Origin of the sequence: Pseudomonas sp. A-R-19 (assembly GCF_019956575.1) — a bacterium.
GTDB lineage: Bacteria > Pseudomonadota > Gammaproteobacteria > Pseudomonadales > Pseudomonadaceae > Aquipseudomonas.
In genome coordinates, this window is the sequence record NZ_JAHBDR010000038.1 from 119,857 (window position 1) to 133,169 (window position 13,313).

The window sequence follows — 13,313 nt, forward strand, 5'->3', positions numbered from 1 at the left end:
TTGTGTCTGTTGCCTTACCCCAGGTTCTTGCCGAGCAGTGCGTGATACAACTCGCTGTCGCCGAGAATCCCCACCACATGGTTGTTATCGTGCAGCACCAGTTTGTTGCCGGTCTGATAACGAATCTGCAGCGCATCGCGCATGCCGATGTTCGAGTCCACCAGAGTTGGTCGACGGCCCAGGCCTTCAACGGCCTGACCCGGTACCCAGTTCTGCAAGTCCAGCGCAGACCCGTTCTGGCGAGCACCCTTGATGGTGTTGCCTTCAGCCAGGTCCAGCCACGAATCGCCGCCCGGATCCAGGCACACCGAACCGTTGATGCGTTTGCAGTTGTCCAGGGTGCGCATCAGGCTGCGGCCGCACAGTACGTTCAGCGGGTTGGTGTGGGCCACGAAGGTCCGCACGTAGTCGTCCGCCGGGTTGAGGACGATTTCTTCCGGTTTGCTGTACTGGATGATCCGGCCGTCTTTCATGATCGCGATGCGGCTACCCAGTTTCAGGGCCTCGTCGAGGTCGTGGCTGACGAACACGATGGTCTTGCTCAGCTTGCGTTGCAGTTCCAGCAGTTCGTCCTGCAGACCCTGGCGGATCAGCGGGTCGAGTGCCGAGAACGGTTCGTCCATCAGCAGGATGTCGGCGTCCATCGCCAGGGCACGGGCCAGGCCCACGCGTTGTTGCATGCCACCGGACAGCTCGTTGGGTTTCTTGTTGCGCCACTGGGTCAGGCCCACCAGCTCAAGCTTGTCGTCCACCAGTTTGCGGCGTTCTTTCTCGGGACGGCCCTGCATTTCCAGGCCGAAGCTGATGTTCTCGCGAACGGTCAGCCAAGGCATCAGGGCGAACTTCTGGAACACCATCGCGATGCGCTTGGTGCGCATCATTTTCAGTTCTGCCGGGGTGCAGGAGGCGATATCGATCTGCTTGCCTTCGTGCTCGACGAACAACTTGCCGCGGCTGACGGTGTTCAGGCCGTTGATGCAGCGCAACAGGCTGGACTTGCCTGAGCCGGACAGGCCCATCAGTACGCAGATCTCACCTTTTTCGACGTCCAGGCTGGCTTTTTCAACGCCGACAATCTGCCCGGTCTTTTTCAGGATTTCGTTGCGGGTCATGCCCTGATCCAGCAGCTTGAGCGCCTCGCGTGGATCCTTGGAGAAGATAACGTCAACGTTATCGAAGCGAATTATGCTCATGCATCACCCCCTACTTTGGCGTCGGGTTGTTTGCAGATACGGTCGAGCATGATCGCCAGCAGTACGATCGCCAGGCCAGCTTCGAAGCCCAGCGCGATATCAGCAGTGTTCAGTGCGTTGACCACCGGTTTACCCAGGCCATCGGCGCCCACCAGTGCCGCGATCACCACCATCGAAAGAGACAGCATGATGCACTGGGTAATACCGGCCGCGATGCTTGGCATGGCGTGGGGCAGTTCGATTCGCGAGAGCAGTTGACGTCGCGAGCAGCCAAAGGCTTTGCCGGCGTCCATCAGTTCTTCCGGAACATCGCGGATGCCCAGGTAGGTCAGGCGGATGGGCGCGGCAATCGCGAACACCACCGTGGAGATCAGGCCCGGGACCACGCCCAGCCCGAAGAGGGTCAGGGTAGGAATGAGGTACACGAAGGTCGGTACGGTCTGCATCAGATCGAGTACCGGACGCATTAAAGTATAGAACATCGGCTTGTGCGCGGCGACGATGCCCAGCGGCACGCCGATGACCACGCAGACCAGGGTGGCGAACAGCACCTGGGCGAGGGTTTCCATGGTTTCCTGCCAGTACCCCAGATTGAGGATCAGCAGGAAGGAGGCAACGACAAAGGCGGTCAGGCCCCATTTGCGTTGAATGAAGTGTGCCAGTAGTGCGATCAGGCCGATCAGTGCCAGCGGGTTGAACCAGGTCAGCGCAAACGTCACGCCGTGGATCATCGTTTCCAGTGTCACGGCGATGGCGTCGAAGGTGCTGGCGCCGTGTTGCGTCAACCATTCAACGAAGCTCGCGATGTACTGGCCTAGGGGTATTTTCTGATCAATCAGCATGGTAGTGAACGTCCGCATGCAAGGAAATAAACAGCCCGGGCAGGCGAACCTGCCCGGCATAAGCGATTACTGCAGTTTGGCTTTCACGGCCTCCAGGCCAGGTTTACCGTCAATGGTGGTCACGCCAGCGAGCCAGGTATCGAGCACCTGTGGATTCTTTTTCAGCCAGGCCTTGGCGGCCGCGTCAGGCTTCATCTTGTCGTCCAGGATGTTGCCCATCAGTTCACTTTCCATGTCGACGGTGAACTCCAGGTTCTTCAGCAACTGACCAACGTTGCCGCACTCCTGCGCGTAACCCTTGCGGGTGTTGGTCGCCACGGTGGCGGCACCGAAGTCCGGGCCGAAGAAGTCATCACCACCGGTCAGGTATTGAATCTTGAAGCGCTTGTTCATCGGGTGCGGCGCCCAGCCGAGGAACACCACGGCGGTGTCGCGTTTCTGCGCGCGGTCTACTTGCGACAGCATGCCGGCTTCGGAGGATTCGACGACTTTGAAACCGGCGGCCTTCAAGCCGAAGGCATCTTTGTCGATCATGCTCTGGATCAGGCGGTTGCCGTCGTTGCCAGGCTCGATGCCGTAGATCTTGCCGTCGAGTTCTTTCTTGAATTTGGCGATGTCGGCGAAGTCATGCAGCCCCTTGTCGTACAGCGCCTGGGGAACGGCGAGGGTGTACTTGGCGCCCTTGAGGTTGGTGCGCACGACATCCACGGTGCCCGCGTCGCGATAGGCCTTGATGTCGTTTTCCATGGTTGGCATCCAGTTCCCCAGGAACACGTCCATGTTCTTGCCGTCGGCCAGGGACTTGTAGGTCACGGGCACGGAAATCATGGTGGTCTTGGTCTTGTAGCCGAGGGCATCGAGCACGACGCTGGTGGTCGCGGTTGTCGCGGTGATGTCGGTCCAGCCGACATCGGAGAAATTTACGGTACTGCACTGCGCCGGTTCTGCGGCTTGCGCCAGAACCGGCAGACTAAGCATGGCGGCCAACAACAACGACGGGGAACCTTTCATGGATGGACTCCTTGGTGTTTTTTTTGGCAGTGTTCCGACTGGACCACCGCACTTATAGGTTGCGGTTGGATGGCGTTTTGGAGACAGCTCTACCACGGCGCCTTGCAATCGAGTCGATATGATCATGTACCAGTGAAAATCTGACGCCTACAGGGTGCGTCGTATCCAGTACAGGGATGGTCGCTTCCAGTGTCGGTGACGTCGTTTACAGATTTTTTCAGCCCTTTTTCCCCCTCTGAACCGCAAAAAAACGGCGAAAACACTGCGTAAAAGACACGCGGCGTTAGTGGGCATGAGTGCGTCGGTTAGAGACGTCGAACAACACGATAAAAGCTTGATGATGCGGTCATCTCGGCGGATTGCAGCTTGAGCGTAGCAGCTCCGTCACCGTGCGCTTTCGCGTGCGCAGTGGGCCCATCCAGGAGTTCGGCAGTAATGGCTATCAGTGTTTTCGACCTGTTCAAAATCGGCATCGGCCCGTCCAGTTCGCACACCGTGGGGCCCATGCGGGCGGCGGCGTTGTTTGTGCAGGGCCTGCGCGAGCGCGGGCTGCTGGAGCGGGTGCGGCGTGTCGAAGTACAGCTGTTCGGTTCGTTGTCGGCCACCGGCATCGGCCACGGCAGCGACAATGCCGTGATCATGGGCCTGATGGGCGAGTGGCCGGATGCAATCGATCCGTCGCAAATCGGCATCCGCATCGCCACACTGCGTGAGACCGATACGCTGCTGCTCGACGGTCGCTTGCCTGTGCCCTTCACCTGGGCCCGGGACATGCGCCTGATCGATGAGAACTTGCCATTCCACCCCAACGCCATGACCTTGATAGTCGAGGGCGATGACGGCGAGTTGCATCGCGACACCTACTATTCGGTCGGCGGCGGTTTTGTCGTCGATGAGGCTCAGGCCGCAAGCGGTGTCGTCGACCTCGACCGCACCGTGCTGCCCTATGACTTTTCCAGCGCTGCCGAGCTGCTGGAGCTGTGTAAAAAACACAATCTGCGCGTAGCTGAATTAATGATGGCTAACGAGAGGGTGTGGCGCAGCGAGGATGAAATCCGCAGCGGCTTGATGACGCTCTGGCGCGCCATGCAGGATTGCGTCGAACAAGGCCTGAAACACGAAGGCATCCTGCCCGGCGGGCTGAATGTGCGCCGTCGTGCGGCCAAGCTGCACCGTAGCTTGCAGGAGCTGAACAAACCCAACGTGATCGGCTCGACCTTGAGCGCCATGGAGTGGGTCAACCTGTTCGCCCTGGCGGTCAACGAAGAGAACGCCGCTGGCGGGCGCATGGTCACGGCACCGACCAACGGCGCGGCGGGGATCATTCCGGCGGTGTTGCACTACTTTATGAAATTCAGCGAGGCGGTGACCGACGCCAATGTCGTCGACTACTTCCTCAGCGCGGCGGCTGTGGGAATCCTGTGCAAGAAGAACGCCTCGATCTCCGGTGCCGAAGTTGGCTGCCAGGGCGAAGTCGGTTCGGCCTGCGCCATGGCGGCAGCCGGGTTGGCGGAAATTCTCGGCGCCACGCCGGAGCAACTGTGCAACGCGGCGGAGATCGGTCTGGAACACAACCTCGGCCTGACTTGCGACCCGGTGGGTGGGCTGGTCCAGGTGCCGTGCATCGAGCGCAACGCGATTGCCGCGGTGAAAGCGATCAACGCGGCGCAAATGGCATTGCGCGGTGATGGCCAGCACTTTATTTCGCTGGATCGAGTGATCCGCACCATGCGCGATACCGGTGCCGACATGCATGACAAATATAAGGAGACATCGCGGGGTGGGTTGGCGGTTAGCGCTGTCGAGTGTTGAGTCAGTGATACCGGGCCGCCTGCTTCGCGAGCAAGCCCGCTCCCACACTTGGAATGCGTTTCCCTGTGGGAGCGGGCTTGCTCGCGAAGGGGCCAGACCAGTCAAAACTGCGCGCTAAGTGAACACCTGCTCGAAAACGCGCCACCTTTTGGCGCGTCGCTCTCAGATAAATCGTCTTGCCAGCCGTCGGCGTCTTTCAAGCCCTCGACCGCCCGTCACCCGTGCCTGCGGTGACACTCTTTTACAGCGGCTCGCAGCCCTGTTCCCACAAGTGCTACCGAATTGCTCACAGCGTGTGGGCCGGGGTGCTTGCCAGTCCTGATGGCCATTTAAATCCCCACGCCTTGCAAGACATATATAGACACATTCCGACGTCGTTTTTAGGAGTTATTGAACGCGCATTCAAATTTAGGCATGGCAATTGCTCTGTCATTACAAAGCCCGTCTCCCACGCGAGAACGATGGCAATAAAAAGAGCCTCCGCCTGAGGCCATCACCCGCTTTGTGTGAGGAGATACCGCGATGACGACGTTCAACTCCGGGGCCCAACCCCAGAACCGTGCGCCTCAATCCATCGGCTTTCTGCTGCTGGACAATTTCACGCTGATTTCTCTGGCTTCCGCAGTGGAACCCCTGCGCATGGCCAACCAGTTGTCCGGTCGCGAGCTGTATCGCTGGACCACCCTCACCGTCGATGGCGGCCAGGTCTGGGCCAGTGACGGCCTGCAAATCACCCCTGACGCCTCCATGCACAAAGCCCCGCCAATGGACACTGTCATCGTCTGCGGCGGTATTGGCATCCAGCGTACTGTTACCCGCGAACACGTGTCGTGGCTGCAAAGCCAGGCCCGCCAGTCGCGCCGTCTCGGCGCGGTCTGCACCGGCAGCTGGGCCCTGGCCTGCGCCGGCCTGCTCGACGGTTTCGATTGCAGCGTGCACTGGGAATGCCTGGCGGCGATGCAGGAAGCTTTCCCCCGGGTAGCGATGAGCACCCGTCTGTTCACCCTCGACCGTAACCGGTTCACCAGCTCCGGCGGCACCGCGCCGCTGGACATGATGCTGCACTTGATCAGCCGAGATCACGGTCGTGAGCTGTCGGCGGCGATTTCGGAAATGTTCGTCTACGAGCGCATCCGCAACGAGCAGGATCACCAGCGTGTGCCGCTCAAGCACATGCTCGGCACCAACCAGCCGAAACTGCAGGAAATCGTTGCGCTGATGGAAGCCAACCTCGAAGAGCCAATCGACCTCGACGAACTGGCGGTGTATGTCGCGGTGTCCCGTCGTCAGCTCGAACGCCTGTTCCAGAAATACCTGCACTGCTCGCCGTCGCGTTACTACCTCAAGCTGCGCCTGATCCGCGCGCGCCAGCTGCTCAAGCAAACGCCGATGTCGATCATCGAAGTGGCGTCGGTGTGCGGTTTCGTGTCCACGCCGCACTTCTCCAAGTGCTACCGCGAATACTTCGGCATTCCGCCGCGTGACGAGCGCGTAGGCTCCAACACCACCCAGCAAGTGGCGATGATGCCGCTGCCGCAAGCGCTGGTGCTGTCGCCGTTGTCCGGGCCGTTGTCGGCGTTGAGCCAGGCGCGTAATGAGTCGACGTTTGCCAGTGTAAGGCTCTAGTCCGAGGCGTTTTCATTCGCGAGCAAGCCCGCTCCCACATTTGATCTGTGTCGTTCACAGAACCAATGTGGGAGCGGGCTTGCTCGCGAAGGCTTTTTATCGGCCTGTGTGGCTCTGCTGATACTCAGCCAACGCCGGCAACAACTGCTTGTCGATCGCCTGGCGCACCGCCGGCAGGATGGTCGCGCTGCTGGTGTACATCTGCTTGACCATGGTGCGCAGGGTCATTGCCCGCACATCGTTCAATCCCCGTACCGCACACTCGCAGGCCTGCTCGGCGGTGGCGCCGGTGGGCACTTCGAATCCCAACGACTTGAGCTGGCCCAACAGGTCTTCCTGGTCTATCAAATCGGCGTGCATCATGACGCAATCCTTCTTCAGGGAACGGGGTCGTGGTTCGATTCTGGTGGGGGTGCCGGGTGTCGGCAAGGGCGATTTGTCGCAATGGCAGCATTGGCTATGAACAGGTCGTTTTCGGGCAACTTGCCGGCCTGAGGAGGGGGCACACTGGACTCAGCTCGCTTCACGAAGGTTTGGTCACCCTCGCACGGCAGCTCCTCAACAGTACCCTCTGCCTCGATCCTGTCACGGCTTGATCGGGGCTTTTTTTGTCTGTGATTCAGTGGGTTTTGTGTTGATTGATATACCGCCTTCGCGAGCAAGCCCGCTCCCACATTCGACCGAGTTCCTTCAGGGGGAATGCGGTTGAATGGGGGAGCGGGCTTGCTCGCGAAGAACGATGACGCGGTCTAGCGTTGCAACACCAGAATCCGCGACAGCAACTCATCCCGGTCGACATAGCAGCCCTGGAAATGCCGGGCGCCGGTGGTGGGGTCGAAGGCGTTGCGGGCGTGCAGGGTGCGGCGGTTGTCGAAGCACCACAGCTCACCGGGATTGAGTCGCTGCATCAGGCGGAAGCGGGGTTCGCGGGTCATCGCGATGAAGCGCCGGTAGGCCTGGTACAGCCTGGGCATCTGCTCTACCGAAGCATCGAACGGCCCGCGCAGAAAGTTCGCCATGCGGATTTCCGACACACTCCCCAACGCATCCAGGGCAATGATCGGCGCGAGACAGCGGTAGTCACTGTGACGGTCCTTGTTGCGAAACTCCACGGGGATTTCGCAGAGGCTCTTGAAGGATTCTGGGTCTTCCCGGCGCAAGGCGTCGGCAATGGCGAAACCATCGACAAAAATGCTCTCGCCACCCTCGGCGTCATTGACCAGGCAATGCAGGAACTGCAGCCCCGGTTGCAACTCCCGAGTCGGCAAATCGCTGTGCAGCGGCAGGTTGAACGCGGTGTAGGCGTTGCTGTCGGCGTCGGCCTTGGATTGCACGTTGAACAGCACGCCGAAGTTGCTCTCGCGGATGAAGGAAATACGCTGCGCGATCAGCTTCAACGAGCCGGGCTCGGTGGGCACGCCGCGGACTTGGGTCAGCCCGACATCGCGTACCGCCAGCAGCCATTGCAACAGAGCGTCGTTATCGGTCATCAGCGCCTGATACTCGAACACCGGCAACTGCAAGTCGCTGTGCCAAAGCCTGGCTTTTGGCTTGCGTGCCTGGCGCTCGGCGCGGGATTCGTCGTCATAGGCATGGGCGCGCAGCCAGCCGGGATCGAAGCGGCTGGCGTGGCCGTCCTGCCAGTCCACCGACAGGCAGCCTTGCGTGTCGATGTGTACGGCGTCAGGCATCAGATCCTGAGCCACATCGACGATTTCCAGCACTTGTTCGCGGGTCACGGTGTAGACGCATTGCGGGCACGGGCAATTGTCCCGCAGCCATTGATGGTGGAAAGGGCTGACGCGATCGTCGGCCCACTTCACCAGAACACGGTCCGCCAGAGTCTGCACGCCAGTCAGCGCGCTGATTAACGGATAGGTACGAAAGTCGGCAAATGCAGCAGCGGTGTTCATGGCGATCTCCTTGTTATTTTTTGGAGGGTAATGCGATCACTCGGCCTATGTACTCGGGTGTTGGTAGGTCTACCTGTTCGGCGACGATGGCTTGCAGCCGGGTCAAGGACTGTTCGCTGAACGGTGCCGAGCGCGGCCCGGCGAGGTCCACGTGCAGCAGCATCTGCTCATTGCCGGCGAGTTCCTTGTCATCACCGACCAGATGCAGGCTGTGATAGAGGTGCACGCGCTTGCCGTCGTGGGCAATGATTTGGGTGTGTACCTCGACCTGGGCGTCGAGCTTCACTTCGTGCAGGTAGTTCAGGTGCAGTTCGAGGGTGAACAGCGAGTTGCCACTGGCTTCGCGGCTGTTGCTGTCCAGGCCCAGGCGATCCATCAGGGCGTCGGTGGCGTAGCTGAAAATCAGCAGGTAGAAGGCATCGCGCAGGTGGCCGTTGTAGTCGACCCAGTCGGGGATGATGGTGGTTTGGTAGGTGGTGAGGGTGGGCATGATGTTAGTTCCGACATTGATGGTGACTGGGCTGCCGTCTTCGCGGGCAAGCCCGCTCCCACAGTGATTTGCAGTGTGAATACAATCTAGGTCACTCAGCAGATCCCCTGTGGGAGCGGGCTTGCTCGCGAAGAGGCCGGTACTGCTGGCCTCATAACATAAGGCTTACTCGCTGAAGGCCATCCCATGCTTCTCTTTGGTGGTCTTCACCGCCTCCAGTACCGCCAGCAGGCAGTCATCACGATAGCGCTCCAGCGCCGAAATGCTGTGTTTGCCCAGTTGATCGCTGGTGCCGTCGACCACGTCGTCGATCAGCTTGTCGGTCAGTTCCGGCGCCGGCAGGTAGGTCCACGGCAATTGCAACGCCGGGCCGAACTGTGCCATGAAGTGGCGCATGCCGGCATCGCCACCGGCCAGGGTGTAGGTCAGGAAAGTGCCCATGAACGACCAGCGCAAGCCCGCGCCAAAGCGGATTGCATCGTCGATTTCGCCGGTGGTCGCCACGCCATCGTTGACCAGGTGCAGTGCCTCACGCCACAGCGCCTCGAGCAGACGGTCGGCGATGAAGCCCGGTACTTCCTTGCGCACGTGCAGCGGGCGCATGCCCAGGGATTCATAGACCTTCATTGCCGCTTGCACGGCTTCAGGGGCGGTGTTCTTGCCGCCGACCACTTCCACCAGGGGCAGCAGGTAAACCGGGTTGAACGGGTGGCCGACTACGCAGCGCTCCGGGTGCGTGGCGCTTTCGTAGAACTCGCTCGGCAACAGACCGGAGGTGCTGGAACCGATCAAGGCGTTGGGCTTGGCCGCTGCGCTGATTTTGCTGTGCAGGTCCAGCTTCAGCTCAAGGCGTTCCGGGGCGCTTTCCTGGATGAAATCGGCGTCGCGCACGCACTCCTCGATGGTCGCGACAAAGCGCAGGCGATCCTGTGATGCGCCCGGCGCCAGGCCTTGTTTCTCCAGCGCGCCCCAGGCATTGGCGACGCGTTTGCGCAAGGCGGCTTCAGCGCCGGGAGCTGGGTCCCAGGCCACTACATCCAGACCATGGGCGAGGGCGCGGGATACCCAACCGCTGCCGATGACACCGCTGCCCAGCGCTGCGAAGGTTTTGATTTCGGTGATAAAGCTCATGGTGACTTCCTGAAGAGTTCGGTGATCGTTGTAGGAGCCGGCTCTGTGGCGAGGGGGCTTGCCCCCGTTCGGCTGCGAAGCAGTCGTAAAGCTTTTAGGGCCGCTTCGCGACCCAACGGGGGCAAGCCCCCTCGCCACAAAAGCCGGCTCCTGCAAGGTTGTGTTTGGGAGGATTAACCGCGCTTGGTCAGGCCCATTTTTGCCCGGCCTTCAGCCGGCGTTAGAACGCGGGCACCGAGGCGGCTGAGGATTTCGCCGGCGCGCTCGACCAGTTGGCCGTTGGTCGCCAGCACGCCCTTGTCCAGCCACAGGTTGTCTTCCAGCCCGACCCGCACGTTGCCGCCGAGCAGCACCGCTTGCGCCGCCATCGGCATCTGCATGCGACCGATACCGAAGCCGGCCCAGACCGCGTCGGCGGGCAGGTTGTCGACCATGGCTTTCATGGTGGTGGTGTCCGCCGGAGCGCCCCACGGGATGCCCAGGCACAGTTGGAACAGTGGGTTGTCGAGCAGGCCTTCCTTGATCATCTGCTTGGCGAACCACAGGTGGCCGGTGTCGAAGATTTCCAGCTCGGCTTTAACGCCCAGCTCTTGAATGCGTTTGGCGCCAGCGCGCAGCTGCGCCGGGGTGGACACGTAAATGGTGTCGCCGTCGCCGAAGTTCAGGGTGCCGCAGTCGAGGGTGCAGATTTCCGGCAGCAGTTCTTCGACGTGGGCCAGGCGGGTCAACGGGCCGACCAGGTCGGTATTCGGGCCGAACTCCATCGGGTTCTCGCCGGAGCCGATCTCCAGGTCGCCGCCCATGCCGGCGGTGAGGTTGACGATGATGTCCACGTCCGCCTCGCGGATGCGCTCCATCACTTCGCGGTACAGCGCCACGTCACGGCTGAACTTGCCGGTTTGCGGGTCACGCACATGGCAGTGAACCACGGTGGCGCCGGCCTTGGCGGCTTCCACGGCGGCGGCCGCGATCTGTTTCGGGGTGACCGGCACGTGTGGGCTTCTGGCGGTCGTGTCGCCAGCACCGGTGAGTGCGCAGGTGATGATGACGTCGTGGTTCATGGGGCGGTTCCTTACAAGCGAGTTTTTGGTTTTGGCCAGGCGTGGTGGTCCCGTTCGCAGCCCGTTGGGGCTGCGAGGCGGTGGTTCGTTCGGGTTTATTTACTGGTCAGCTGCAGGTTTTCAGCGGCCGGTTTGCCATCGAAGGTGGTGACGCCTTCAAGCCAGCGTTTTTTGTCCTGCGGGTGATCCTTGAGCCATTGCTTGGCCGACTCGAAGGCGTCCTTGTGATCCAGCAGTGGCTGCATCATCCGACTCTCGTCTTCGGCGGTGAATGTCAGGTTGCTCAGCAAGCGACCGATATTCGGGCATTGTTCGGCGTAGGTCGGTGCGGTGACGGTCCACACGGTGGCCTTGCCTTCGTCTGGCCCCAGGGCGTTTTCACTGCCGGTGAGGTAGGTCATCTTCACGTTGACGTTCATCGGGTGCGGCGCCCAGCCGAAGAACACCACGGCTTCGTTGCGACGTACGGCGCGATCAACCGCGGCGAGCATGCCGGCTTCGCTGGACTCGACCAGCTGGAACTTGCCGAGGCCGAACTGATTCTTGGAAATCATCGCCTTGATCTGGGTGTTGGCGCCCGAGCCAGGCTCGATGCCGTAGATCTTGCCGCCCAGTTCTTTTTCGAATTTGGCGATGTCGGCGAAGGTTTTCAGGCCCTTGTCGGCGAGGTAGGTCGGCACGGCGAGGGTCGCGCGGGCGTCCTGCAGGCTTGGCGCTTCAAGCACCTTGACCTGTTTGGCATCGACGAACGGGGTGATGGTCTGGGTCATCAGCGGGTTCCAGTAGCCGAGGAACATGTCCAGACGCTGGTCGCGGATCCCGGCGAAGATGATTTGCTGGGAGGCGCTGGTTTGTTTGGTGCTATAGCCGAGGCCATCGAGCAATACCTGGGTCATGGCGCTGGTGGCGATCACGTCGGTCCAGTTCACTACGCCCATGCGCACGTTCTGGCATGCGGCGGGTTCGGCGGCCATGACACTGGCGCTCAGTAACGCGGTACCACTGAGTGCAAGAACACAGCTGCTGATCAGTCGTTTCATTCTCAGGTTCCTCGGCAGTTCGTTTATTGTGAGTTCCGGTGTCTGATGCGCCGGTGATGCCAAGTTACGCAGCAAAGCACCGATGAAAGCGCACTGCGGCGACCAGCTCTTGCACTGCAGCGACCTGTGCTCTTGAATGCCGCGTGCAAGTGGCGTATCAACGTCCACACGCTGTCCGCCCTCTCGTTACCTGGCCTCTTGTTACCTGCTAAGCGAGTGCGCTCCATGTCCCAGGATTTCTACTTCTTGTTGATGCCGGGTTTCTCGGCCATCGGATTTATTTCGGCCATCGAGCCGTTGCGGGTCGCCAATCGCTTTCGCGGCGAGCTCTATCGCTGGCATGTGCTGAGCGCCGATGGCGGGGCGGTGCTGGCCAGCAACGGCATGTCGGTGAACGCCGATGCGGCGCTGGAGCCGCTAAAGAAAGGCGCGACACTGCTGGTGGTCGCCGGGTTCGAGCCGCTGAAGTTCGCCACTCCGGCGCTGGAACACTGGCTGCGTCGGCTGGACAACGAAGGCGTGATCCTCGGCGCCATCGACACCGGCAGCTTCATTCTCGCCGAGGCGGGTTTGCTCGACGGCCATCGCCTGACCCTGCACTGGGAAGCTATCGACGCCTTCAAGGAGTCCTATCCACAGCTCAGCGTCACCCAGGAGCTGTTCGAGATCGACCGACGGCGCATCACCTCCGCTGGCGGCACCGCTTCCATTGACCTGATGTTGGATCTGATCGCCCAGGCCCACGGCCCGGAACTGGCGATCCAGGTCAGCGAACAGTTCGTACTCGGCCGCATCCGCCCGCGCAAAGACCACCAGCGCATGGAAGTCGCCACGCGCTACGGCATCAGCAACAAGAAGCTGGTACACGTGATCGGCGAGATGGAACAGCACAGCGAACCGCCGCTGAGCACGCTGGAATTGGCGGAATCGATCAAGGTGACGCGGCGGCAACTGGAGAGACTGTTCCGCCTGCATCTGAACGACACGCCGAGCAATTTCTACCTGCGCCTAAGGCTGGAAAAGGCCCGGCAGTTGCTGCGGCAAACAGACATGAGCGTGTTGGAGGTGAGCATTGCCTGTGGCTTTGAATCGCCGTCGTATTTCACCCGCAGCTATCGCGCGAAGTTTGAGCGTTGCCCGCGGGAGGATCGGCGGCGCACTCGGCATGAGCAGGATGTGGTGGGGTGAATTTTA

General features: G+C 61.0%; 12 protein-coding genes. 3 read left to right on the top strand and 9 right to left on the bottom strand.

The features are described from left to right. Positions 1-14 precede the first annotated feature (14 nt). The 3 genes from choV to KGA88_RS06730 form a co-directional block, all read right to left on the bottom strand. On the bottom strand, positions 15-1,193 hold the full coding sequence (gene choV / locus KGA88_RS06720; protein WP_223589767.1) for a choline ABC transporter ATP-binding protein: 1,179 nt from the start codon (positions 1,191-1,193) through the stop codon (positions 15-17). Next, positions 1,190-2,035 (bottom strand): choline ABC transporter permease subunit, encoded by an 846-nt coding sequence (choW, locus tag KGA88_RS06725; RefSeq protein WP_110662211.1) that lies wholly within the window; start codon positions 2,033-2,035, stop codon positions 1,190-1,192. The genes choV and choW overlap by 4 nt, the downstream gene beginning before the upstream one ends. A 66-nt stretch (positions 2,036-2,101) precedes the next feature. Then, positions 2,102-3,046 (bottom strand): choline ABC transporter substrate-binding protein, encoded by a 945-nt coding sequence (locus KGA88_RS06730; RefSeq protein WP_110662210.1) that lies wholly within the window; start codon positions 3,044-3,046, stop codon positions 2,102-2,104. Positions 3,047-3,481: 435 nt separating this feature from the next. Here KGA88_RS06730 and KGA88_RS06735 point away from each other — a divergent pair, with 435 nt between their 5' ends. Together KGA88_RS06735 and KGA88_RS06740 are read left to right on the top strand one after the other, a co-directional pair. Next, the gene (locus KGA88_RS06735) at positions 3,482-4,858 is read left to right on the top strand and encodes an L-serine ammonia-lyase (RefSeq protein WP_110662209.1); all 1,377 of its coding nucleotides are present in this window, start codon (positions 3,482-3,484) and stop codon (positions 4,856-4,858) included. A 522-nt stretch (positions 4,859-5,380) separates the two neighbouring features. After that, positions 5,381-6,484, top strand: a complete 1,104-nt coding sequence (locus KGA88_RS06740; RefSeq protein WP_007975492.1) for a GlxA family transcriptional regulator — start codon at positions 5,381-5,383, stop codon at positions 6,482-6,484. Between the two features lie 96 nt (positions 6,485-6,580). Here KGA88_RS06740 and KGA88_RS06745 read toward each other — a convergent pair whose 3' ends face one another. The 6 genes from KGA88_RS06745 to KGA88_RS06770 all read right to left on the bottom strand — a co-directional run bounded on the left by KGA88_RS06745 (position 6,581) and on the right by KGA88_RS06770 (position 12,119). Next, positions 6,581-6,847 (bottom strand): hypothetical protein, encoded by a 267-nt coding sequence (locus KGA88_RS06745; RefSeq protein ID WP_007995656.1) that lies wholly within the window; start codon positions 6,845-6,847, stop codon positions 6,581-6,583. Between the two features lie 386 nt (positions 6,848-7,233). Then, positions 7,234-8,397 (bottom strand): gamma-butyrobetaine dioxygenase, encoded by a 1,164-nt coding sequence (locus KGA88_RS06750; protein WP_223589769.1) that lies wholly within the window; start codon positions 8,395-8,397, stop codon positions 7,234-7,236. Positions 8,398-8,410: 13 nt separating this feature from the next. Continuing rightward, positions 8,411-8,887: a thioesterase family protein gene (locus KGA88_RS06755; protein ID WP_223589772.1), complete on the bottom strand. Its 477-nt coding sequence runs from the start codon at positions 8,885-8,887 to the stop codon at positions 8,411-8,413. Between the two features lie 165 nt (positions 8,888-9,052). After that, entirely contained in the window at positions 9,053-10,018 is a 966-nt protein-coding gene (locus KGA88_RS06760; protein WP_095964145.1) for an L-carnitine dehydrogenase, read from the bottom strand. 173 nt (positions 10,019-10,191) lie between these two features. After that, on the bottom strand, positions 10,192-11,079 hold the full coding sequence (locus tag KGA88_RS06765; RefSeq protein ID WP_223589774.1) for a 3-keto-5-aminohexanoate cleavage protein: 888 nt from the start codon (positions 11,077-11,079) through the stop codon (positions 10,192-10,194). 95 nt (positions 11,080-11,174) lie between these two features. Next, positions 11,175-12,119, bottom strand: coding sequence for a choline ABC transporter substrate-binding protein (locus tag KGA88_RS06770; RefSeq protein WP_110659637.1), 945 nt, complete (start codon positions 12,117-12,119; stop codon positions 11,175-11,177). A 225-nt stretch (positions 12,120-12,344) separates the two neighbouring features. Here KGA88_RS06770 and KGA88_RS06775 point away from each other — a divergent pair, with 225 nt between their 5' ends. Continuing rightward, positions 12,345-13,307 carry a GlxA family transcriptional regulator gene (locus KGA88_RS06775; RefSeq protein ID WP_223589776.1) on the top strand — a complete coding sequence of 321 codons (963 nt, stop codon included), beginning with the start codon at positions 12,345-12,347 and terminating at the stop codon, positions 13,305-13,307. Positions 13,308-13,313 lie beyond the last annotated feature (6 nt).